Source organism: Lelliottia nimipressuralis (assembly GCF_041464075.1).
Lineage (GTDB): Bacteria > Pseudomonadota > Gammaproteobacteria > Enterobacterales > Enterobacteriaceae > Enterobacter > Enterobacter nimipressuralis.
In genome coordinates this window covers 134,330-158,280 of sequence record NZ_CP167172.1, presented here as the reverse complement: position 1 = coordinate 158,280, position 23,951 = coordinate 134,330, and the positions used below count along the sequence as shown (strand labels likewise).

General features: G+C 56.4%; 19 protein-coding genes and 1 pseudogene. 13 read left to right on the top strand and 7 right to left on the bottom strand.

What is annotated here, in order from left to right; all coding sequences use genetic code 11:
* Positions 1-71: 71 nt before the first annotated feature.
* Together ACB496_RS00750 and avtA are read left to right on the top strand one after the other, a co-directional pair.
* Entirely contained in the window at positions 72-2,102 is a 2,031-nt protein-coding gene (locus ACB496_RS00750) for an alpha-amylase (RefSeq protein WP_371974019.1), read from the top strand.
* Between the two features lie 175 nt (positions 2,103-2,277).
* Positions 2,278-3,534: a valine--pyruvate transaminase gene (gene avtA, locus ACB496_RS00745; RefSeq protein WP_100778148.1), complete on the top strand. Its 1,257-nt coding sequence runs from the start codon at positions 2,278-2,280 to the stop codon at positions 3,532-3,534.
* Positions 3,535-3,595: 61 nt separating this feature from the next.
* Here avtA and yiaJ read toward each other — a convergent pair whose 3' ends face one another.
* On the bottom strand, positions 3,596-4,411 hold the full coding sequence (gene yiaJ, locus ACB496_RS00740; RefSeq protein ID WP_100778149.1) for an IclR family transcriptional regulator YiaJ: 816 nt from the start codon (positions 4,409-4,411) through the stop codon (positions 3,596-3,598).
* Positions 4,412-4,637: 226 nt separating this feature from the next.
* On the opposite strand from yiaJ, the gene yiaK reads away from it, so the two are divergent.
* Genes yiaK through araD form a run of 8 tightly spaced genes read left to right on the top strand, consistent with a single transcriptional unit; the run spans position 4,638 to position 12,194 of the window.
* On the top strand, positions 4,638-5,636 hold the full coding sequence (gene yiaK, locus ACB496_RS00735) for a 3-dehydro-L-gulonate 2-dehydrogenase (RefSeq protein WP_100778150.1): 999 nt from the start codon (positions 4,638-4,640) through the stop codon (positions 5,634-5,636).
* Between the two features lie 10 nt (positions 5,637-5,646).
* Positions 5,647-6,114, top strand: a complete 468-nt coding sequence (locus tag ACB496_RS00730; protein WP_371974016.1) for a YhcH/YjgK/YiaL family protein — start codon at positions 5,647-5,649, stop codon at positions 6,112-6,114.
* Positions 6,115-6,141: 27 nt separating this feature from the next.
* Positions 6,142-7,068, top strand: coding sequence for a DUF4862 family protein (locus tag ACB496_RS00725; RefSeq protein WP_371974014.1), 927 nt, complete (start codon positions 6,142-6,144; stop codon positions 7,066-7,068).
* Positions 7,069-7,117: 49 nt separating this feature from the next.
* Positions 7,118-8,437 carry an MFS transporter gene (locus ACB496_RS00720; RefSeq protein ID WP_371974012.1) on the top strand — a complete coding sequence of 440 codons (1,320 nt, stop codon included), beginning with the start codon at positions 7,118-7,120 and terminating at the stop codon, positions 8,435-8,437.
* A gap of 49 nt (positions 8,438-8,486) precedes the next feature.
* Positions 8,487-9,992: an FGGY-family carbohydrate kinase gene (locus ACB496_RS00715; protein WP_371974010.1), complete on the top strand. Its 1,506-nt coding sequence runs from the start codon at positions 8,487-8,489 to the stop codon at positions 9,990-9,992.
* Positions 9,989-10,642 (top strand): 3-keto-L-gulonate-6-phosphate decarboxylase UlaD, encoded by a 654-nt coding sequence (gene ulaD, locus ACB496_RS00710; RefSeq protein WP_371974008.1) that lies wholly within the window; start codon positions 9,989-9,991, stop codon positions 10,640-10,642. Before ACB496_RS00715 ends, ulaD begins: the two co-directional genes overlap by 4 nt.
* A gap of 2 nt (positions 10,643-10,644) precedes the next feature.
* Positions 10,645-11,505: an L-ribulose-5-phosphate 3-epimerase gene (locus tag ACB496_RS00705; RefSeq protein WP_100778156.1), complete on the top strand. Its 861-nt coding sequence runs from the start codon at positions 10,645-10,647 to the stop codon at positions 11,503-11,505.
* Entirely contained in the window at positions 11,499-12,194 is a 696-nt protein-coding gene (araD, locus tag ACB496_RS00700; RefSeq protein ID WP_100778157.1) for an L-ribulose-5-phosphate 4-epimerase, read from the top strand. Before ACB496_RS00705 ends, araD begins: the two co-directional genes overlap by 7 nt.
* Here araD and ACB496_RS00695 read toward each other — a convergent pair whose 3' ends face one another.
* Positions 12,195-13,013, bottom strand: coding sequence for a helix-turn-helix domain-containing protein (locus ACB496_RS00695; RefSeq protein WP_371974006.1), 819 nt, complete (start codon positions 13,011-13,013; stop codon positions 12,195-12,197).
* A gap of 223 nt (positions 13,014-13,236) precedes the next feature.
* Between ACB496_RS00695 and ACB496_RS00690 the strand changes: the two genes are divergently transcribed.
* Both ACB496_RS00690 and ACB496_RS00685 read left to right on the top strand, forming a co-directional pair.
* Positions 13,237-14,637, top strand: coding sequence for an MFS transporter (locus ACB496_RS00690; protein WP_371974004.1), 1,401 nt, complete (start codon positions 13,237-13,239; stop codon positions 14,635-14,637).
* 10 nt (positions 14,638-14,647) lie between these two features.
* The gene (locus tag ACB496_RS00685) at positions 14,648-16,603 is read left to right on the top strand and encodes a glycoside hydrolase family 127 protein (protein WP_371974002.1); all 1,956 of its coding nucleotides are present in this window, start codon (positions 14,648-14,650) and stop codon (positions 16,601-16,603) included.
* 16 nt (positions 16,604-16,619) lie between these two features.
* Here the strand turns inward: ACB496_RS00685 and ACB496_RS00680 are convergent.
* Positions 16,620-16,863: pseudogene (locus ACB496_RS00680) on the bottom strand (type II toxin-antitoxin system HicB family antitoxin); the annotation flags it as partial.
* Positions 16,864-17,155: 292 nt separating this feature from the next.
* Positions 17,156-17,896, bottom strand: coding sequence for a MipA/OmpV family protein (locus ACB496_RS00675; protein WP_100778161.1), 741 nt, complete (start codon positions 17,894-17,896; stop codon positions 17,156-17,158).
* Positions 17,897-18,014: 118 nt separating this feature from the next.
* Here ACB496_RS00675 and ACB496_RS00670 point away from each other — a divergent pair, with 118 nt between their 5' ends.
* On the top strand, positions 18,015-18,974 hold the full coding sequence (locus ACB496_RS00670; RefSeq protein ID WP_371974000.1) for a LysR family transcriptional regulator: 960 nt from the start codon (positions 18,015-18,017) through the stop codon (positions 18,972-18,974).
* On the opposite strand, the gene aldB is transcribed toward ACB496_RS00670, so the two are convergent.
* The 3 genes from aldB to selA all read right to left on the bottom strand — a co-directional run bounded on the left by aldB (position 18,975) and on the right by selA (position 23,850).
* Positions 18,975-20,513 carry an aldehyde dehydrogenase AldB gene (aldB, locus tag ACB496_RS00665; RefSeq protein WP_102105043.1) on the bottom strand — a complete coding sequence of 513 codons (1,539 nt, stop codon included), beginning with the start codon at positions 20,511-20,513 and terminating at the stop codon, positions 18,975-18,977.
* A gap of 104 nt (positions 20,514-20,617) precedes the next feature.
* Positions 20,618-22,468: a selenocysteine-specific translation elongation factor gene (gene selB, locus ACB496_RS00660; protein WP_371973998.1), complete on the bottom strand. Its 1,851-nt coding sequence runs from the start codon at positions 22,466-22,468 to the stop codon at positions 20,618-20,620.
* Positions 22,465-23,850, bottom strand: a complete 1,386-nt coding sequence (gene selA, locus ACB496_RS00655; protein WP_371973996.1) for an L-seryl-tRNA(Sec) selenium transferase — start codon at positions 23,848-23,850, stop codon at positions 22,465-22,467. Before selA ends, selB begins: the two co-directional genes overlap by 4 nt.
* Positions 23,851-23,951 lie beyond the last annotated feature (101 nt).

The window sequence follows — 23,951 nt, the reverse complement described above, 5'->3', positions numbered from 1 at the left end:
GCTCAGGGGGAGGAGTCAGCGCGATAAACCTGATGGCACACTGGTTAAAATTGCCGCGACAGGAAAATGGAATGAAACGCTCCGCTTTAGCTCTTTTGCTACTACCCGCGATAGCGAATGCAGACTGGTCATCTCCCGGCTTTTCTAACTTTAACGCCGAAGGCGCGGGGGTGTTCACAAGCCATGCAAAGCTCGCGAAGGGTACTCGTCCTCTGACCCTCAATTTTGACAATGCGTGCTGGCAGCCCACAAATCCCATTAAACTCAATGAGATGATGTCGCTTAAGCCCTGCGAGGGAATGCCACCTCAGTGGCGCCTGTTCCGCGAGGGCGATTATCAGATGCGCATTGATACGCGCTCAGGCACGCCAACGCTGATGTTGACGGTGCAAAGTGACGCAGAGAAACCCATCGCAGAGGTCACTCGCCAGTGCCCGAAATGGGACGGTAAACCGCTCACCATCGAGGTAAAAGACACTTTCCCGGAAGGCTCCGTGGTACGGGATTTCTACAGTCAGCAAACGGCCACGGTGCAGCAAGGGAAAATCACCCTGCAACCCGCCGCGAACAGCAACGGTCTGCTCCTGCTTGAACGGGCCGAAACCGACAAAGCCGCGCCATTCAGCTGGCAGAACGCTACCGTCTACTTTGTGCTGACAGACCGCTTCGTGAATGGCGATCCATCTAATGACAACAGCTATGGCCGCCACAAAGACGGCATGCAGGAAATTGGCACCTTCCACGGCGGCGATCTTAAAGGACTCAGCAGCAAGCTCGATTATCTCCAGCAGCTTGGCGTCAACGCCCTGTGGACTAGCTCGCCGCTGGAGCAGATTCACGGCTGGGTTGGCGGCGGCACCAAAGGCGATTTCCCGCACTATGCCTATCACGGCTACTACACGCAGGACTGGACAAAACTCGACGCCAACATGGGCAGCGAAAACGATCTCCGCCACCTGGTCGACGAGGCGCACAAGCGCGGTATCCGCATTCTGTTTGACGTCGTGATGAACCACGTCGGCTACGCCACGCTTGCGGATATGCAGGAATATCAGTTTGGCGCGTTATACCTGCAGGGCGATGAGTTGAAAAAAACGCTGGGCGAACGCTGGACCGACTGGAAACCCGCGCCCGGGCAAAGCTGGCACAGTTTTAACGACTACATCAATTTCAGCGACAAAGCCGGGTGGGAAAAGTGGTGGGGCAAACACTGGATCCGCACCGATATCGGCGATTATGACAATCCTGGCTTTGACGATCTGACCATGTCGCTGGCCTTTTTACCCGATCTTAAAACCGAATCGACCACCCCTTCCGGTTTACCGAATTTCTACCGCCACAAGCCGGATAGCCACGCCGAAGCGATCGCCGGTTACACTCCGCGCAATTATCTTACCCACTGGCTCAGCCAGTGGGTGCGCGACTACGGCATTGACGGTTTCCGGGTGGATACGGCTAAACACGTTGAACTGACCGCCTGGCAAGAGCTGAAGGATAAATCCACCCAGGCGCTGAAAGCGTGGAAGCACGCTAATCCGGACAAAAAGCTGGATGATGCCCCGTTCTGGATGACGGGTGAATCCTGGGGGCATGGCGTGATGCAAAGCGAGTATTACCGCCATGGTTTCGATGCGATGATCAATTTTGACTATCAGGAGCAGGCCGCCAAAGCCGTCGATTGTCTGGCGAATATCGATGTTACCTGGCAGCAGATGGCGGAAAAATTACAGAGCTTCAACGTCCTGAGCTATCTCTCGTCTCACGATACCCGCCTGTTCCGCGAAGGTGGCCAACGCGCGGCAGAACTGCTGCTGCTCTCTCCGGGGTCGGTGCAGATCTATTACGGTGACGAATCAGAACGGCCATTTGGCCCAACCGGTTCCGATCCGCTGCAAGGCACACGCTCAGACATGAACTGGCAGGACGTCACCGGCAGCCAGGCTTCGGGCGTCAAACACTGGCAGATTCTCGGGCAGTTCCGGGCGCGCCATCCGGCTATTGGCGAAGGTACGCAAACCACCCTCACCCTCGCGCAAGGCTACGGTTTTGTGCGCCAGCACCAGGACGATAAAGTGATGGTGGTCTGGGCTGGAAATCACTAACGCCTGCGGCGTCCCCTTCAAGCGGAGGGGACGTTCTTTAATCAGAATAATTCACCACACAAATACAAATCAGCAAAACAAAACAACGATCCGCCCCTCTTCCCTCGATTTGCACCCGCACGATGCTAGCGTTATGGTTACCCACTTTCATTATAAGAATGCCAGATCACCTGTTATGACGTTTTCACTTTTCGGCGATAAATTCACCCGCCATTCAGGCATTACCCGCCTGATGGAGGATCTCAACGACGGGCTGCGCACACCGGGCGCCATCATGCTCGGCGGGGGAAATCCGGCCCAAATCCCGGCCATGAACGACTACTTCCACAACCTGCTGGCGGAGATGCTGCAAAACGGCAAAGCCACTGATGCGCTGTGCAATTACGATGGCCCGCAAGGCAAAACCGAGCTGCTGACGCTGCTGGCAGATATGCTGCGCGACGAACTGGGTTGGGATATCGAACCACAGAATATTGCACTGACAAACGGCAGCCAGAGCGCATTTTTCTACTTGTTTAACCTTTTTGCAGGACGTCGCGCCGATGGCAGCACCAAAAAAGTGCTGTTCCCGCTGACGCCGGAGTACATCGGCTATGCCGACTCCGGGCTGGAAGAGGATCTGTTTGTCTCTGCTCGTCCTAATATTGAGCTACTGCCCGAAGGCCAGTTCAAGTATCACGTCGATTTTGAACACCTGCACATCGGCGAAGAGACGGGCATGATTTGCGTCTCACGCCCGACCAACCCGACGGGCAACGTCATCACTGACGAAGAGCTGATGAAGTTGGACGTGCTGGCCAATCAGCACGGTATTCCACTGGTGATCGATAACGCCTACGGTGTGCCGTTCCCCGGCATTATCTTTAGCGAAGCCCGTCCGCTGTGGAATCCGAACATCGTCCTGTGCATGAGCCTCTCGAAACTGGGCCTGCCGGGCAGTCGCTGCGGCATCATCATCGCCAATGAAAAAATCATCAGCGCCATCACCAATATGAACGGCATCATCAGCCTGGCGCCGGGTGGAATGGGCCCGGCCATGATGTGCGAAATGATTAAGCGCAACGATCTGCTGCGCCTGTCGAATGACGTGATAAAGCCGTTCTACTACCAGCGCGTTCAGGAAACCATCGCGACAATTCGCCGCTATTTGCCCGAAGATCGCTGCCTGATCCACAAACCTGAAGGGGCGATTTTCCTCTGGCTGTGGTTTAAGGATCTGCCGATCACCACCGAGCTGCTGTATCAGCGCCTGAAAAAGCGCGGCGTGTTGATGGTGCCGGGGGATTACTTCTTCCCGGGGCTTGATAAGCCGTGGCCGCATACGCATCAGTGTATGCGAATGAACTACGTGCCAGACCCAGAGAAAATCGAAGCCGGGGTGAAAATCCTGGCCGAAGAGATCGAGCTGGCCTGGAGTGAAGGCGGCCACTAACGGCGTACCCGCAGAACAACAAAGAAAGGCCAGATTCTCCATCTGGCCTTTTTTTTAGCACTTATCCGCGCACGGTGAACCCAAGCTCTTGTGAAATCGCTTCAGCGGTTTCGCGCAGCGGTTTAAGCAGATTCTTTTCCCCCACCTGCTTCATGCGTGAGGTCGAAAGGGAAATTGAAATGGCATACGGCACCCGCCCGTGAATATCAAACACCGGGACCGCAATGCAGGACACGCCCAGTTCGTTCTCTTCTTTATCCATCGCCATGCTGCGAGAGCGGATCTCCTCCAGCTCGTCGTACATCGCGCTCAGCTCGGTAATGGTATTGCGGGTCAGGGGCTGAATCTGCTCCTGATGGCTCTGCCAGTAGCTCGCCACGTAATCCTGATGGCCGAACGCCATGTAGATTTTCCCCATTGCAGAACAGTAGAGCGGCATGTGCTGGCCGATATAAGCGCGCGTGCGCAGCATTCCGGTCGTCGGTTCAAGCTTGTAGATCAGAATCGCATGGTCGTCTTCCCGGCTGGAGAAGTTCACCGTTTCGCCCGTCACGATATTCAGATTTTCCAGATGGGGCGCCGCCACGTGAATGATATTGAGCGACGACAGCGCTTTTTGCCCCACGGCGATAAATTTCGTGGTCAGACGATAGCTACCCGCCGCAGGCGCGGGGGTAACGTAGCCGCACGACTGCAAACCCTGCAATAACCGATGCACGGTGCTTTTATTCAGGCCGGCAAGTTCAGATAAATGCGCAAGCGGACACCCGTTCGGATAGTTACTGAGAATTTCAATCAGCATCAGGCCGCGAAACAAGCTCTGGCTGCCTGCTGGCCTCTCTTTTTCTTGCGTCATCTCGCTCTCTTTCATGCTCATTACATCGCTCTCCGTTAATCGCGTCCTGATGGTAGCGCAAAGTGTGGTTCAGTTCACGATCTCAGCATTAAAAACACAATTCTTTGATTTTACTACATTTTGAAAAACATGAATGTCGTTGATCTGACAAAAATTGATCGCTATATTTGAAATCAGATTTCGCAATGTGAAATTTAGAGATAAAAAAGCACTCACACGCGCCCCTAACACGAACAGGAGAACAGGGATGAAAGTAACCTTTGACGAGTTGAAAGCAGCATTCAATCAGGTGCTGCTCAACCGTGGCGTCAAGGCAGAAACCGCCGATGCCTGCGCAGAGATGTTTGCGCGCACCACCGAATCAGGCGTCTATTCACATGGCGTTAACCGTTTTCCGCGTTTCATTCAGCAGCTGGACGCCGGGGACATCATTCCTGACGCGCAGCCGAAGCGCATCACCACGCTGGGAGCCATTGAGCAGTGGGACGCCCAGCGCGCCATCGGCAATCTGACGGCCAAAAAAATGATGGATCGCGCAACCGAGCTGGCCTCGGATCACGGGATTGGACTGGTGGCGCTGCGCAATGCCAACCACTGGATGCGCGGCGGCAGCTACGGCTGGCAGGCCGCTGAAAAGGGCTATATCGGAATTTGCTGGACCAACTCTATCGCCGTCATGCCGCCGTGGGGTGCGAAGGAGTGTCGCATCGGCACCAACCCGCTGATCGTCGCCATTCCATCAAATCCCATCACCATGGTGGATATGTCAATGTCGATGTTCTCCTACGGCATGCTCGAAGTGAACCGTCTCGCAGGGCGTGAATTGCCGGTAGACGGCGGGTTTGACGACGAAGGCCAACTGACCAAAGAGCCGGGCGTGATCGAGAAAAACCGCCGCATTTTACCGATGGGCTACTGGAAAGGTTCCGGTCTGTCTATCGTGCTGGACATGATCGCCACCCTACTGTCCAACGGGTCGTCCGTGGCGGAAGTGACGCAGGACAATAGCGATGAATACGGCGTGTCGCAGATCTTTATCGCCATCGAAGTGGACAAGCTGATCGATGGCAAAACTCGTGATGCCAAACTGCAGCGCATTATGGATTTCATTACCACCGCTGAACGCTCTGACGACGACGTCGCCGTGCGCCTGCCAGGGCATGAATTCACCCGCCTGCTGGAAGAGAACCGTCGCAATGGCATCACCATTGATGACAGCGTATGGGCGAAGATCCAGTCGCTGTAAGGAGTGACGTATGATATTCGGACATATTTCACAGCCCAATCCTTGTCGTCTGCCGCAGGCAATAGAACGGGCGCTCACGTTTTTACGCACCACCGATTTCACCACGCTGGAACCCGGCGTGGTGGAGATCGACGGGCGCACTATCTTCGCGCAGGTTCTCGATCTCACCACCCGGCCGCATCACGAAAACCGCCCGGAAGTCCATCGCCGCTATCTGGATATTCAATTTCTGGCGTGGGGTGAAGAGAAAATAGGTTTTGCGATCGACACCGGTAATAACGAAATAAGCGAATCATTACTGGAACAGCGCGATATTATTTTTTATCACCAGATGGAAAATGAATCACTGATTGAAATGATTCCGGGCAGTTACGCCATATTTTTCCCGCAGGATGTTCATCGCCCGCAATGTCATAAACACAAGGAGTCGGCCATTCGTAAAATTGTCGTCAAAGTGGCTGTCAGCGAATTAATGTAATTTTTCTGAATTAGACAGGAAAGCCAAATGACTCACACCGGTTTTATTATTGGTGCGTACCCCTGCGCACCCTCGTTTCACCAGAAAGGGGAACAGGAAGAGCGCGATTTCTGGCGTCAGTTAGCTGATACGCCCGATATTCGCGGTCTTGAACAACCGTGCCTGGACAACCTCCACCCGCTGGGGGATGAGTGGCTGTTTCGCCACACGCCGGGGGACTGGCAAATCGTGGTCACGGCGGTGATGGAAACCATGCGTCGGCGCGGCGCCAACGGCGGGTTTGGCCTGGCCTCCGCCGATGAAGATCAGCGTCGTGAAAGCGTGACATTTTATCGTCACCTGCTTGAGAAAATTGTCGCCGTTAACGCCCGCTTCCCCGGGAAAGTGATCGCCCTGGAAATGCAGGCCGCGCCGCAGTCTGGCAACCCCTGCGTTGCGCAAGCCACCGAGGCGTTCTCTCGTTCGATGAAAGAAATTGCCGCCTGGGACTGGCCATGCGATCTGGTGCTGGAACACTGCGATGCCATGACAGGCCGCGCGCCACGAAAAGGGTTTCTCCCCCTTGAAAACGTTCTGGAGGTGCTGGACGACACGGATATCAGCGTTTGTATTAACTGGGCGCGCTCAGCCATCGAAGGACGCGACACTGCACTGCCTGTCGCGCATGTTCAGGCGGCGCAGAAGGCAGGAAAGCTCGGCGCACTGATGTTTTCTGGCACCACGGCGATGGGCGATTACGGCGACTGGCAGGATCTTCATGCACCATTTTCGTCGTTCTGCCCCGACAGTTTAATGACGCCTGAAAACGTCACTGAGCTATTTACTGCGGCGAGCGCCGCAACATTGAAATTCTCCGGTATCAAATTACTGGAAATAAATGCTAATGCTGACGTCAGCCATCGTATCGCCATTTTGCGCGACGGCATTAGCGTTATGAAAAAAGCAGCACAATAAAAATAAAAACCTGTATTCCCGAGCCGATTACCTTAATGAGACATTAATTATGACTATTTCTTCTCGTGCTCTATATGCGGATATTCCGCGCCAACGCTGGTTAAGAATAATTCCGCCTATTCTTATCGCCTGTATTATCTCTTATATGGACCGTGTCAATATTGCCTTCGCCATGCCAGGCGGTATGGATGAGGAATTAGGGATCACCGCCACCATGGCGGGACTGGCAGGCGGAATATTCTTTATCGGGTATCTGTTCCTGCAAGTTCCCGGCGGCAAAATCGCGGTGCACGGCAGCGGTAAAAAATTCATCGGCTGGTCGCTGGTGGCCTGGGCGGTGATCTCCGTGTTGACTGGCATCGTCACCAATCAGTATCAGCTGCTGGCACTGCGCTTTTTACTCGGTGTCGCCGAAGGCGGAATGCTGCCGGTGGTACTGACCATGATCAGCAACTGGTTCCCGGACGCCGAGCGCGGTCGCGCCAACGCAATCGTGATTATGTTCGTACCCATTGCCGGGATCATTACCGCCCCGCTCTCCGGCTGGATCATTACGGCTCTCGACTGGCGCTGGCTGTTCATCATTGAAGGCCTGCTGTCGCTGGTGGTGCTGGTTCTCTGGACGCTGACCATCTATGACCGCCCGCAGGAGGCGAAGTGGATTTCCGCCGCCGAGAAAAACTATCTGGTTGAGACGCTGGCCGCCGAGCAGCGCGCCATCGCAGGCAAAGAGGTGAAAAATGCCTCGCTCGGTGCGGTGCTGTCGGACAAAACCATGTGGCAGTTGATCGCCCTTAACTTCTTCTACCAGACCGGAATTTACGGCTATACCCTCTGGCTGCCAACCATTCTGAAGGAACTAACCCATTCGACGATGGGCCAGGTGGGAATGCTCGCCATTCTGCCTTATGTCGGCGCGATTGCCGGGATGTTCCTGTTCTCTTCCCTCTCTGACCGCACCGGCAAGCGCAAGCTGTTCGTCTCCCTGCCGCTGATCGGTTTTGCTCTGTGCATGTTCCTCTCCGTGGCGCTGAAAGAAAACATCTGGCTGGCCTACGCCGCGCTGGTGGGCTGCGGTTTCTTCCTGCAGTCAGCAGCGGGCGTCTTCTGGACCATTCCGGCACGTCTGTTCAGCGCAGAAATGGCCGGTGGTGCGCGCGGTGTGATCAACGCGCTTGGCAATCTTGGCGGCTTCTGCGGCCCTTACGCGGTAGGCGTGCTGATCACCCTTTACAGCAAAGATGCGGGAGTTTACTGCCTGGCGATCTCCCTGGCACTGGCCTCGCTGTTAGCACTGCTGCTGCCGGCGAAATGCGATGCCGGCGCACAGCCCAATCCAACGGTGAGTCCACACAAACGTGTGGCATGAAAACGCCGGGTGGGCTGCACTCACCCGGCAACGACAGAGAATCGCAAAGATGAGTGAAAAAGAGCCCTTCTGGCTGGGTATCGATTGTGGCGGTACTTATCTGAAAGCCGGTCTGTACAACAGCCAGGGTAAAGAACAGTGCATCGAACGGTGCGCGGTCGCCACCCTTAGCCCACGTCCGGGCTATGCGGAGCGCGATATGTCCCTGCTCTGGCAGCGCTGCCACGAAACCGTCGCCACACTGCTCAAACGCACGGGTGTCCGTGGCGATCAAATCAAAGGCGTAGGCATTTCTGCGCAGGGTAAGGGGCTGTTTCTGCTGGATAAACAGGATCGTCCCCTGGGCAACGCCATTCTCTCCTCCGACCGACGGGCGCTTGCGATCGTGCAACGCTGGCAGCAGGACGAGATCCCCGAAAAGCTCTACCCGCACACGCGGCAAACCCTGTGGACCGGGCACCCCGCCTCGTTGCTGCGCTGGGTTAAAGAGCACGAGCCACAGCGCTACCAGCAAATCGGCTGCGTAATGATGGCGCATGACTATCTGCGCTGGTGCCTGACGGGCAAAAAGGGCTGCGAAGAGAGCAACATTTCCGAATCCAATCTCTACAACATGAACACGGGCGCCTACGACCCGCAGCTGACCCGCTGGCTTGGGATCGCTGAAATCGACGGCGCCTTGCCGCCTATCGTCGGTTCAGCAGAAATTTGCGGTGAAATCACCTCTCAGGCAGCCTCCCTGACCGGTCTTGCGGCGGGTACGCCCGTCGTGGGGGGCCTGTTTGATGTGGTTTCCACCGCGATCTGCGCCGGGCTGCACGACGAACACACGCTCAATGCGGTGATGGGCACCTGGGCCGTCACCAGCGGTATTGCGAATGGTATTCGCGATAACGAACCTTTCCCTTACGTCTATGGCCGCTACGTTCATCCGCAGCAGTACATCGTTCACGAAGCCAGCCCGACCTCCTCCGGCAATCTCGAGTGGCTCACGGCACAGTGGGGCGAACTCTCTTTTGATGAGATCAATCAGGCCGTCGCCAGCCTGCCGAAAGCGGCAAGCGACGTGTTTTTCCTGCCGTTTCTCTACGGCAGCAACGCCGGGCTTGAGATGACCAGCGGCTTCTACGGCATGCAGGCGATCCATACCCGCGCCCACCTGCTGCAGGCGGTGTATGAAGGGGTGGTGTTCTGTCATATGACCCACCTCAACCGCATGCTGGAGCGCTTTACCGATGTGTCTGCCCTGCGCGTCACCGGCGGCCCGACCCATTCCGATGTCTGGATGCAGATGCTGGCAGACGTCAGCGGCCTGTCGATTGAACTGCCCCAGGTCGAGGAGACCGGCTGCTCCGGCGCGGCACTGGCCGCCCTCGTCGGCACCGGGGTTTATCCCGACTTCTTTACCGCGCAGCAAAATCTCAAACACGCCATCCGCGTCGTTGAGCCGGATATGCAGGCTCACGCCGCCTATCAGCATAAATATCAACGCTATCAGCAATTGATTTCAGCATTGCAGGGTTATCACGCCCGAATTAAGGAGCACGACCTATGAGCCGACCATTACTGCAGCTGGCGCTCGACCACACCAGCCTTCAGGCCGCCCAGCGCGATGTCTCGCTGCTGCACGACCACGTCGATATCGTCGAAGCGGGCACCATTTTGTGCCTGACGGAAGGCCTTTCAGCCGTCCGCGCGTTGCGCCAGCAGTGCCCGGAAAAAATCATCGTCGCCGACTGGAAAGTGGCTGATGCCGGTGAAACGCTGGCGCAGCAGGCCTTTGATGCGGGCGCAAACTGGATGACCATCATCTGCGCCGCACCGCTGGCAACCGTTGAAAAAGGCCACGCGGTGGCTGCCGCACGCGGATGTGAAATCCAGATGGAGCTGTTTGGCAACTGGACGCTGGACGACGCCCGCGCGTGGCACCGCGTTGGAGTTAAACAGGCGATTTATCACCGTGGGCGCGACGCCCAGGCCAGCGGCCAGCAGTGGGGAGAAGAGGATCTCACAAGGATGAAAGCCCTGTCGGATATCGGCCTGCAGCTTTCTATCACCGGCGGCATCACCCCGGCGGATTTACCGCTGTTCCGGGAGATTAACGTCAAAGCCTTTATCGCCGGACGGGCGTTGGCAGGGGCCGCTAACCCACCACAGGTGGCACAGGCGTTCCACACGCAAATCCGCGAAATCTGGGGAGAATAACCATGCGTCAGCATCCGTTAGGGATTTATGAGAAAGCGCTGTCGAAGGATCTCTCCTGGCCGGAGCGTCTGGTGTTAGCCAAAAGCTGCGGCTTTGATTTCGTCGAAATGTCGGTGGATGAAACCGACGAGCGCCTCTCACGGCTGGAGTGGAGCACCACGCAGCGCGCCTCGCTGGTCGAAGCCATGCTGGAAACCGGCGTCGCCATTCCGTCCATGTGCCTGTCGGCGCACCGCCGTTTTCCGTTTGGCAGCCGCGATGAAACCGTGCGCCAACGCGCCCGCGAGATCATGACCAAAGCAATCAAACTGGCGCGGGATCTGGGGATCCGCACCATCCAGCTGGCAGGTTACGACGTCTATTATGAAGAGCACGACGCGGGTACGCAGCAGCGTTTTGCCGAAGGGCTGGCGTGGGCGGTGGAACAGGCCGCCGCCGCGCAGGTGATGCTGGCAGTGGAGATCATGGATACCGCGTTCATGAACTCCATCAGCAAGTGGAAAAAGTGGGATGAGATGCTCGCCTCGCCGTGGTTTAGCGTCTATCCGGATGTGGGCAACCTGAGTGCCTGGGGCAACGATGTCACCGCCGAGCTGACCCTCGGCATCGACCGAATCGCCGCCATCCACCTGAAAGACACGCAGCCCGTTACGGAACAAAGCCCGGGACAGTTTCGCGATGTACCGTTTGGCGAGGGCTGCGTCGATTTCGTCGGCGTATTCAACACCCTGAATCAGCTCAACTATCGCGGGGCATTTTTAATCGAAATGTGGACCGAAAAAGCGAAAGAGCCGGTCCTGGAAATTATCGAAGCGCGGCGCTGGATCGAAGCCCGCATGCAGGAAGGAGGCATGACATGCTAGAGCAACTCAAAGCGGAGGTCCTGGCCGCTAACCTGGCGCTGCCCGCCCACCAGCTGGTGACATTTACCTGGGGCAACGTCAGTGCAGTCGATCGCGAAAGCGGCTTGATGGTCATCAAACCCTCTGGCGTCGAGTATGACGTCATGACCGCAGACGACATGGTGGTAGTGGAGATCGCCACCGGCAAGGTGGTGGAAGGCAGCAAAAAGCCATCGTCCGACACGCCGACGCATCTGGCGCTCTATCGCCGCTACCCGGAGATTGGCGGCATCGTCCACACCCACTCGCGTCACGCGACTATCTGGTCCCAGGCCGGGCTGGATCTCCCCGCCTGGGGCACCACTCATGCGGACTATTTCTATGGCGATATTCCCTGCACGCGGCTGATGACGCCCGCAGAAATTGCGGGCGAATATGAGTATCAGACCGGGGAGGTGATCATCAAAACCTTTGAAGAGCGCGATCTAAGCCCGATGCAGATCCCCGCCGTGCTGGTCCACTCTCATGGTCCGTTTGCCTGGGGTAAAGATGCCGCCGATGCGGTTCACAACGCCGTGGTGCTGGAGGAGTGCGCTTATATGGGCCTTTTCTCGCGCCAGCTGACGCCGCAGCTGCCGGTCATGCAACAAGAGCTGCTGGATAAACACTATCTGCGCAAGCACGGGGCGAATGCCTATTACGGCCAGTGATCATCCGGAATTAATATGCTCCTTACAATACCGCCGTTTCCAGACGGCGGGTGTTAGCCCGGTATGTTTGCTAAAGATCTGGCGAAAATACCCGACATCATTAAAGCCGCAGCGATTGGCCACCTCCGTGAGTGAGGACGCGTCATCAAGCAGCAGTTTCTCCGCTGAGCGGACGCGCTGGCGATGGATCGCCTCGGTCAACGTTAAATGAAATGTGCGACGAAACACGCGCCCCAGATAATCCGCATTACAGTGCAGCTCTTTTGCCAGCTGCGAGGTCGAAAGGGGCAGATGAAATTGCGTGCGGATAATTTGTTTGGCTCTCCACGCGATTGACGTGCCTGCTTCGTCCTGAATTTCCTCGTTTCCCGCCGATAACGAAATTTGCTGCAAAATCAGCAGCAGCATTAATTCCAGCGCCACGCTTCGCTGTAATTTCTCCTGCTCCGTCAGGAACTGACGGAAAAGAGACACCACATAAGAAGCCTCGCGAACACGGCAATGTTGTTCGATGGCGAGCTGCGCAAAAGCGTCTGTCCTGTGCGGCTCAGCCGCAACGTCAAAATGCAGCCAGTAAAACCGCAAATCGGCCGGGAAATCTTCGGTTCCCACGTGGCGACGGTTCGGCCATAAAACCAAACTCTCCCCCGCTTTTACCTCGAAAACCGTATTTTCCTCCTGAATCGTTAACGTCCCTTTTTCGACAAAGATGATTTCCCACGAGGTTAATTTACGGGCGGGATGACGCCCAACGCCCCGGGAAATAAATAACCCGCCGTTTTGAACGTGAATCGGAAGCGCTATGGATAATTCGAGCATCGGTATTCAATTTCCCGCTTTAAATCATATTAATATTCATCTTTCACGTTGATTATTAATGAATAATTGTATTTACGCCCGATCGAAATCACATTTTCATCATCAGGTCGGAATCGTCATCTTTTTATACTTTTCCCTTCCCTTGTTGGCGCTGACTTTCAGTGCAGAATGGATTGGGTACCTTGCAGAACATAATAAAATCCCTTTCACGAGGAGTTATCGAATGACTTCCACTCCGATTACGCAAACCGATGTCGTACAACAGGCCGCCGACGAGCGCCTGTCAGTGCGCGAGAAGATTGGCTACGGCCTGGGTGATGCTGGCGGGACGGTAATTACCTGCCTGATCATGAACTTCCTTACCTTTTTCTATACCGATGTCTTTGGCCTGACGCCAGCGCTGGTCGGTACGTTGTTTATTGCCCTGCGCGTATTTGATGCCGTTTCTGACCCCATCATGGGGGTGATTGCCGACCGTACCCAGAGCCGCTGGGGGCGCTTTCGCCCGTGGCAGCTGTGGATCGCCTTCCCGATCGGGATTATCGGCGTCCTGACGTTCACCGTGCCGGAAGCCAGCATGGGGGTGAAAATCGCCTGGGCGTTCGGCACCTATCTATTGCTTTCCGTCGGCTATACCGCCATCAACGTGCCCTACTGCGCACTGATCAACACCATGACCACCCGCCACAGCGAGGTGATCTCCTGCCAGTCCTGGCGCTTTGTGCTGTGCGGCGTGGCAGGCTTTTTGGTCTCCGTGGGCCTGCCGTGGCTGGTCGCGGCGTTGGGCCAGGGTAACGTTGCGCAGGGTTATCAGCTGGGTGTCGGCGTGCTGTGCGCCATCGCGGTGGTGATGTTCCTGTGCTGTTTCTTCTGGGTACGCGAGCGCGTCCCGCTGGCCCTGATGGGGCGCTTTACCCTGCGCGAACATCTGGCCGGGCTGCGTAACAACGATCAGCTGCTATTGATGCTGGTGATGTCTTTCCTGCTGATTAACATCTTTAACATTCGCGGCGGCGGGTACATGTACTTCATCACCTACGTACTGCAGGGCAGCACTGCCTATACGTCGCTGTTCTTCACCATGGTGACCTTTGCCGCCATTCTCGGTGCGGTGATCGTCAGCCCGCTTACCCGTCGTATTGATACGGTGAAACTGTACTACACCACCAATCTGGTGTTGGCCGCACTGGCATTCGCCATGTGGTTCCTGCCAACTGGCCCGGCGTATCAAACCCTGTGGCTGGCAGTGATTTTGGGCAACGGCGTGATCCTCGGCTTTACGCTGCCGTTGCACTTCTCGTTGATGGCCTTCGCCGACGACTACGGCGAATGGAAAACCGGCGTGCGCTCGTCAGGGATGAACTTCGCCTTTAACCTCTTTTTCATCAAGCTGGCGTGGGCCTCAAGTGCCGGAATTATCAGCCTGGTGTTTATCTTCGTCGCCTATCAGCCCGGTGCGGGCAACCAGACCCCGGCTTCGCTTTCTGGCATTACAACCATGGAAACGCTGCTGCCCGCCCTTTTCCACCTGCTGCTGGCCGTTTCAATACGCTGGTGCAGACTCACTAATCCGATGATGTCGCGCATCTCTACCGATCTGCGCCAGCGTCACGTTCAGTCCTGAGGAGAACAACATGTCCATCATGGAACCCGACCTGCATAAGCTCAAAATTAACGATCCGTTTCTCGGCCAGTATCAACAGCTGGTACGGGATGTGGTCATTCCCTATCAGTGGGATGCGCTGAACGACCGCATCGCCGAAGCGGAGCCGAGCCACGCCATCACCAATTTCCGGATCGCTGCCGGGCTGGAAGTAGGGGAATTTTACGGCATGGTTTTCCAGGACAGCGATGTCGCCAAATGGCTCGAAGCCGTGGCGTGGTCCCTGTGCCAGAAACCCGACCCTGAACTTGAGAAAACCGCCGACGAGGTCATTGAGCTGGTGGCCGCCGCCCAATGCGACGATGGCTATCTGAATACCTATTTCACCGTGAAAGCACCTGGCGAACGCTGGACTAATCTCGCAGAGTGCCACGAACTGTATTGCGCAGGGCATATGATCGAGGCGGGCGTGGCGTACTTCCAGGGCACCGGAAAACGCACGCTGTTAGACGTGGTCTGTAAGCTTGCCGATCATATCGACCGCGTGTTTGGCCCCGGAGAAAACCAGCTGCACGGCTATCCCGGCCATCCGGAAATCGAGCTGGCGTTAATGCGCCTGTATGACGTCACCCAGGAGCCACGCTATCTGGCGCTGGTGAAATATTTCGTCGAAGAGCGCGGCGCGCAGCCGCATTTTTACGATATCGAATACGAAAAGCGCGGCAGAACATCGCACTGGCACAACTACGGCCCGGCGTGGATGGTCAAAGACAAAGCCTATAGTCAGGCGCATCAGCCTCTCGCGGAGCAGCAAACCGCCATCGGGCACGCCGTGCGTTTTGTCTATCTGATGACCGGCGTGGCGCACCTTGCGCGGCTGAGCGGTGATGAAAGCAAACGTCAGGACTGCCTGCGTCTTTGGAATAATATGGTGCAACGGCAGCTCTATATTACGGGCGGAATTGGCTCGCAGAGCAGCGGCGAGGCCTTCAGCAGCGACTACGATCTGCCCAATGATACGGTCTATGCCGAAAGTTGCGCCTCGATTGGTCTGATGATGTTTGCCCGCCGGATGCTGGAGATGGAAGCGGATAGCCAGTATGCCGACGTCATGGAGCGCGCGTTATATAACACCGTGCTGGGCGGCATGGCGCTGGACGGTAAACACTTTTTCTACGTGAACCCGCTGGAGGTCCATCCAAAAACGCTGGCTTTCAACCATATCTATGATCACGTCAAACCGATTCGTCAGCGCTGGTTTGGCTGCGCCTGCTGCCCGCCGAATATCGCCCGCGTGCTGACTTCGCTTGGGCACTACATCTATACCGCACGCCCCGAGGCGCTGTTTATCAACCTCTACGTTGGCAACAGCGCGGCCATTCCGGTCGGAAATCACGAGCTGCAACTGCGTATTAGCGGCAACTATCCGTGGCAGGAGCAGGTGAAGATCGACATCACCTCGCCGGTTGCGGTTGAGCACACTCTCGCCCTGCGTCTACCGGACTGGTGCGCCAGCCCGCAGATAGCGCTGAACGGTGAAGCGATAACAGGCGACGTGCGTCAGGGATATTGTTATCTCACCCGTCGCTGGCAGGAGGGGGATTCTGTGACCCTCACGCTGCCGATGCCGGTGCGCCGCTTATACGGCAATCCACAGGTGCGCCAGCAGGCAGGCAAAGTGGCCCTACAGCGCGGCCCGCTGGTCTATTGTCTGGAAGAGGCGGATAACGGCGCGGGGTTACATAACCTGTCGCTGCCCGCCGACAGCACCTTCCGCGTGTTCGAAGGGAAAGGGTTGTTCTCGCATAAGATGCTGATTCAGACCGACGGCATCTCACAACGCGCCGTTGAGACCGAGCCGCAACTGCTCTGGCAATACGACCGCACGCCCACTGCGCCACACACTCAGACATTAACGTTTATTCCGTGGTTTAGCTGGGCCAACCGCGGCGAGGGCGAGATGCGGATATGGGTGGATGAGGTGTAAATCCTGACCATCTTCCAGGCAGCACACGCCGTGCTGCCTCGGCAAGAAAGGCGCTTCGGGTGCTGAACTGCGGATGCTCGCTAATAAACGCGTCAATTTTCACTAATAAACGGCGGGGGAGCGTGATATTGATGCGCTCTGCTCTGCCATCAAATTGCTGCATATTGATCTCCACCAGCAAAAAAACACCCCGGTACATCCGGGAAAAAGCCGCTCGCACGGCCATCGCGGTCGGTATGAATATAAGCCGGGTAGAATATAACCCCTCCTGCAAATTGACTGTTGGATATCCCTCGACTGTGACACACCCAGGCAGGCGCTTGAGATCACGATAACGTATTGGCTAAGCGACTTCAGTGGCAAAAAATCAAAGCGGGAAAGGAGTTCGCAAAGAGAACAGGCAAAGGAGAGAGTTACATCAGAATGTGGAAGCAGGCTCGTAATACCCGACGACGCTAAACCTGCCCGGTCTGACTACCGCAGGCCGGGCAAGCACAGCACCACCGGGAAAGCAGGTGAAGCAGCCTCATCCTTGAGGACCGCTTTTTGAACTTAGAAGCGCCAGCTCATGCCGGTCATCAGCACGAAACTGTCTTCGCGGTCGATCATTGGGCTATTTTTAACGTCATCCGGCAACACGGTATAAACCGCGCTGGCATTCAGGAACAGGTTATTGGTCAGTTTGTATTTCGCGACCAGGCCCACGTACGGGTTCCAGCTATCGCCCGCGGTGTATTCGTTCATACCGCTGTGGCGAGACTCTTTGCCGGAAACACCGTAGTAGTAGTCGTTGAAGCTTTCGTCATAGTAAAACACACCCACGGACGGAATCAGGGTCAGACGCTCCATGCGGATCGGGTGGAAGTAGGAAATTTCACCCACCACGCCGCCACTTTCGTCCATGGCATCCGCCGCGACGCCAAACTTCAGGCTACCCCAGCGCTCGTGGCGATAGTAGGCGCCTCCCAGAAATGCAGATGCTTTGCGCTCATCGAGCTGTTTCATCGCGTGGTCGTCATTGTCATCGGGATCAAAATGCAGCGGCATCCAGGACGCCGTCAGGCTGAGTTCATTCTTACTGTCTTTCCACAACGCCCAACCGGCGGTGGTCTGGCGCACGTAGAAATTATCGCCTTCATAACTAATGAGTGGAACCGCAGTCGTATTTTCGTTATACCCTTTGTAAGGCGATTCATTGAAAACAGCGCCCGCACCCAATGAAAATTCACCCGCCATTGCTGATGAAGCGAAAAATAACGTTGTGGTGATGAGCAAATTCTTTTTAGTAATCATTCCCTGTATCCATTAAATGCCTAACAAACGAGGCGAATAATAATGGTTACAAATTTGCCGATGCAATGAATGTGTTTATATAATATTATATATGAAATCATATAGATGAGCGTACGTGATGAATAATTTACAGATTAAGCCGCGTGAGTTAAAAATCATTTCTGTTATTGCCGCCACCGGCAGTATCGGAGACGCCGCCGCGTTGTTAGGCATGGCGCAGGCCAATGTCAGTAAATATCTCGCAGATTTTGAAACCCGCGTGGGTTTGAAAGTTTTTGAACGTACCACCCGTCAACTGGCGCTCACGCAGTTCGGCGAGGTCCTGCTCCCTTATATCAACGCATCACTTGATAAAAATAATCAACTCATTAATTTTATCGCCGATTATAAACATGAAAAAAGCGGACGCGTCACGATTTACGCGCCTACAGGGATCAACACCTATCTCGCTCGCCATGTGATCCATCTTCTCGAAGAGATCGGCGATATTCGTATTTGTTTAAAAACCTATAACCCTAATCGTAATGAATTATCTGAAGGTGTCACGTTTCCTGACGACTGCGATATCTTAATTACCTATGCACAACCCAAAGATGAAAGCCTGGTGGCTTATCAGCTAACCAAATATTCCGTTACCGCCTTCGCTACGCCAGAATATATCAAAAAGCGTCCCATTAACGGACCCGATGATTTAATTAAACACTCCTGTATTTTATTAGATTCCATATTAGTGGATGATGCTAACATCTGGCGTTTTCGCGTTCATGGCAGCGACAAAGTGCGCGATTATAAAGTCACCGGTAATTATATTTGTGATAATACACAAACGGCGCTGGAGCTGGCGCGCAACCATCTCGGTATCGTGTTTGCGCCAAAAGAGAGCCTGAAAAGCGAGATTGAGCAGGGCATCTTAATGCCCTGTTTTTCTCATCAGGAGGAGTGGTGGCTGGATCTGACGGCTATTTTCCGCAAGCGCGAATATCAGCCGTGGCGAGTTCAGTACATTCTGGATGGTGTGCTGAACAGTCTGCGAGAGCGAATTAAGCAGGCCGTCCCAGGGGCGACCCGCTCTGATTAATTAGAACAGTCCCAGCGGTTTGTCGGAATAACTCACCAGCAGGCATTTCGTCTGTTGATAGTGATCCAGCATCATCTTATGGGTTTCACGTCCGATGCCCGATTGTTTATATCCCCCAAATGCCGCGTGGGCCGGATAGGCGTGATAACAGTTGGTCCAGACACGCCCGGCCTGAATACCGCGTCCCATTTTGTACGCCAGATTACCGTTGCGACTCCAGACCCCGGCCCCCAGCCCGTATTGCGTATCGTTGGCCAGCTCGAGCGCATCCTCCATGGTTTTAAAGGTCGTCACCGCCAGCACCGGGCCGAAAATCTCTTCCTGGAAAACGCGCATGTTGTTTTGACCAAACAGAATGGTCGGCTCCAGGTAATAGCCGTCTTTCAGATCGCCTTCCAGCACTTTGCGTCGGCCACCCGTCAGGACATCCGCGCCCTCTTTTTTGCCGATATCGATATAGTTCAGAATGGTTTCCAGCTGCCCATGAGAAACCTGCGCGCCCATCTGCGTCACGCTGTCCAGTGGGTTTCCGCTGCGAATGGATTCCACACGACGAATGGCGCGTTCCATAAAGCGTTCATAAATCGATTCCTGAACCAGCGCGCGGCTCGGGCAGGTGCAGACTTCGCCCTGATTAAAGGCAAACAGCGCAAAGCCTTCCATCGCTTTATCAAAGAAGGCGTCCTCTTCGTCCATCACATCGGCGAAGAAAATGTTCGGCGATTTACCACCCAGCTCCAGCGTCACTGGAATGATGTTCTGCGTGGCGTACTGCATGATCTGCTGGCCGACTTCCGTGGAGCCGGTAAACGCCACTTTCGCGATACGTTTTGAGGTCGCCAGATATTCACCGATTTCGCCGCCCGCGCCGTTCACCACGTTTATCACTCCTGGCGGCACCAGATCGCCGATGATTTCCATCAGCAACAAGACCGACAGCGGCGTTAAGCGCGCCGGTTTGAGCACCACGCAGTTACCCGCCGCCAGCGCGGGGGCCATTTTCCAGCTCGCCATCAGCAGCGGGAAGTTCCACGGAATGATTTGCCCGACCACACCCAGCGGCTCCTGGAAGTGATAGGCCACGGTGTCGCTGTCCACTTCGCTGATCCCGCCCTCCTGGGCGCGAATACAGGAGGCAAAATAGCGGAAATGGTCAATCGCCAGCGGGACGTCCGCGGCGGTGGTTTCGCGGATCGGTTTACCGTTATCCCAGGTTTCTGCCGCGGCCAGCAGCTCGAGATTTTGCTCCATTCGGTCGGCGATTTTGAACAGGATCGCGGCGCGGTCCTGAACGGAGGTGTGTGCCCATTTCTCTTTCGCTTTGTGGGCCGCATCGAGCGCCAGATCGATATCTTTTTTGCCGGAACTGGCAATTTCGCACAGGGGCTGCCCGGTCACCGGGGTCAGGTTGGAGTAGTATTCGCCGTCGACCGGCGCGACCCAGCCGCCGCCAATGAAATTGTCATACCGGGGTTTTAGCTTGAGAGGATAACCATACTCGCCAGGCTGCATACGCGTTGAGGGAGGATTGTTCGTCATGACCGTCTCCTTGCTGTTGGTGTCTAACAAGGGTAGTCACAGCTGGCGATTTTCTCGCCAGCCGCTTACAGCTTTACGACAGGTATCACGGATTATTTGCGCGGTTATTTTTCGATCTGCGGGAACAGCAGCGAATCACGTAACAGGTGGTCATTACCCCGGCGGCGCGTGAAGCCAATACGATTGAAATACTCCAGAATTTGTATTGCCAGTTTGCGGCCCACGTTCAGGCGATCGCGGAAGTCGGCAGCGCAGGTCGATCCCTTTTCCTGATGCAGATCGCGGATCAAACTGGCAAAGGTGACGATGCGATCGTTACGGTAATAGCGATCTTTGACGATCGCGGTTATCAGCCCCTGCTGCGCGGCGTGGCGCAATACCTGACGCATCACCACTTCATCCGTCGCCGTTTCGCGGGCCAAATCGCGCACCCACCAGGGTTCATCGCCAAACAGCGGCGCAGCTTTTTGCCAGATGGCGTCCTGTTCCGGGGTAAATCCGGCTTTGTGATCCGGCAGATGCAACCAGCCATGATGGCTGTGGATCATGCCGCTTTCGCGCATCTTTTCTATCAGCAGCAGCACCAGCGCGTCGTCTTCCATCGGCAGCGCCATACGGCGCAGGCGTTCGCGGCCTGGGCCTGGCTCGTCCTGATGCTGTTCGTGGTAGGTCGCAAGCGTAGAGAGCACCTTGCGCTGCCAATGGGCGGCAACCGGTGCGTTAAGCAGGCTGTATCCGGCCTGAATAAAGCCCGGCTGCTGCGTGAGCTGGCGCAAACCGTCACCGCTCAGTTGACGCCCCCAGGCGAAATCGGCCAGATTCACTGCACCGCGCTCAAGATGCACCGCCAGCGCAGCCTGGTCGTCTTCTGCCTGTGCCAGCGCCGCCAGCCACTGCAGATATTCAGGCTTACGTTTACCGCGACGCGGCGGATTGAGCGTCACCACGCGGGCACCCGCCAGGGTGACGCGCGCAGAGATATCGCGCAGCACCAGCCGGTCGTTATCCGCCAGCCACAAAGGGGTATCCAGCACCAGTTCAGCCAGATCGTTTTCCAGCAAAGAGACACGGCCGGTCACGTGGCTGGCGGCGTGGTGGATATGCAGCGGCTGCCACTGGGTGAGCGGCGCGTGGGTGTGCAGAGAGACAATCACCCGCGTGGAAGGCTCCGGCGGCGCGTCGGCCAGCAGCCAGTCACCGCGATTGAGCTGCTCTTTTTCCGCATCACCGGCGATATTCAGGGCGATACGCTGCCCCGCATGGGCATGTTCCGTGGGCTGGTTCTGTGCGTGCAGCCCGCGCACGCGCATCGGTTTATTCACGCCCGTCAGCCACAGGCTATCGCCCACCTTCACTTCACCGCTGAGCGCCGTCCCGGTCACGACCAGTCCAGCCCCTTTCACGGTGAACGCGCGATCAATTGCCAGACGGAAGCTGTGATCGCTGGCCGGTTCGCGGGAGGAAAGATGCTGTAAATGGTCGCGTAGTTCGTCGATTCCGCGCCCTTCTGTCGCTACTGTGACAAAAACCGGCGCATCAGCGAAACCGTATTCCAGAAGAGTAGAGCGAATCTCTTCGCGCACTTCGTCAATGCGGCTCTCGTCGACGCGATCCGCTTTGGTGAGCGCCACCGTCAGCTGGGGCTGGCCCGTCAGCTGTAAAATCGCCAGATGCTCACGCGTTTGCGCCATCACGCCGTCGTCGCAGGCCACCACCAGCAGAGCGTGATCGATACCGCCGACCCCGGCCAGCATATTGGCGAGAAACTTTTCATGGCCTGGCACATCGATAAACCCGAGTACCCGACCGTCTGGCAGCGGCCAGTAGGCGTAGCCAAGATCGATGGTCATGCCGCGCTTTTTCTCTTCCGGCAGACGATCGGCATTCACGCCGGTAATGGCATGTAACAGCGTCGTTTTTCCGTGGTCAACGTGACCGGCAGTGGCAATAATCATTTCAACAACATCTCCAGAAACCGTTCTTCATCTTCAAGGCAGCGCAGATCCAGCCACAGGCGACCATCGTAAATGCGCCCGATGACAGGCGTAGGCAGCGCACGCCAGCGCGCAGACAAGGCGTCGAGCTGGCTTCCGCGCCCGTCGCGCGGCGTCAGAGTCAGCGCCGCACTGGGCAGGCGGTCAACGGGCAGCGATCCGCTACCAATCTGCGACTGACAGGATTCCACGCGCACGTCGAAATCGGGGAAGTGTGCGGTGACTTGCGGCAGTAGCAGTTCCGCCTGAGCGCGAATCGAGGCCGCATCGCGCGCCAGCAGACGCAGCGTTGGCAGGCGTTCGGCCAGTTTCTCCGGATGGAGATAGAGCCGCAGCGTGGCGTCCAGCGCAGCGAGAGTCATTTTATCAGCGCGCAGGGCGCGTTTCAGCGGGTGCTGCTGGAGCTTCGCAATCAGTTCACGTTTACCGACCACAATTCCGGCCTGTGGGCCACCGAGCAGTTTGTCGCCGGAGAAGCTCACCAGGCTCACGCCTGCGGCGATCATCTCCTGTGGCATCGGCTCTTTCGGCAGACCGTAGAGGCTCAAATCCACCAGCGAACCGCTGCCCAGATCGGCAATGACCGGCACGTTCAGTTCGCGGCCAATCTCCTCCAGCTCCGCCTCTTCCACCGTTTTGGTAAAGCCTTCAATGTGATAGTTGCTGGTGTGGACTTTCATCAACAGCGCGGTGTTTTCGTTAACCGCCGCGCGATAATCTTTCGCATGCGTGCGGTTGGTGGTCCCGACTTCATGCAGCTCGCAGCCCGCCTGACGCATCACGTCAGGAATGCGGAACGCGCCGCCGATCTCCACCAGCTCGCCGCGCGACACCACCACCTCTTTGCCGCTGGCGGTGGCCGCCAGCATCAGCAGAACCGCCGCCGCGTTATTGTTCACAATGCAGGCATCTTCCGCGCCCGTTATCTGGCACAGAAGATCAGCCAGCGCGCGGTCGCGGTGTCCACGCCCTGCACCGTCCAGATCGTACTCCAGCGTCACCGGGGAGCGCATCGCCTGCGTCACCGCCGTTATCGCCTCTTCCGCCTGTAGCGCGCGGCCTAAATTGGTGTGCAGCACCGTTCCCGTCAGGTTGATCGCCGGGCGCAACGCGCTTTGCGTATGCGCTGTCAGCCGTTTCTCCACCTCGTGCGCCCAGTCCTCGCACCACTGCGGCAGCATATTTTGCGTCTGAATGTGCAGGCGGGCTTCATCCTGCATCACATTCAGGAGCGCCACCATGTGGGTGTGCCCGGACCGTTCAAGAAGAGGGGTGAATCGGGGATCGCGCAGCAGGCGATCGGTCGCAGGGATCTGGCTGTAGAGGGAACGATGAGTAGTCATTAACATGCCTGGCGGTTGGAGTTCTACCCCCCTCCCGACGGGAGAGGGAGTCAACGTACAGAGGGATTGTACAGCGTACAGAGGTGAAGTGTTATAACCCG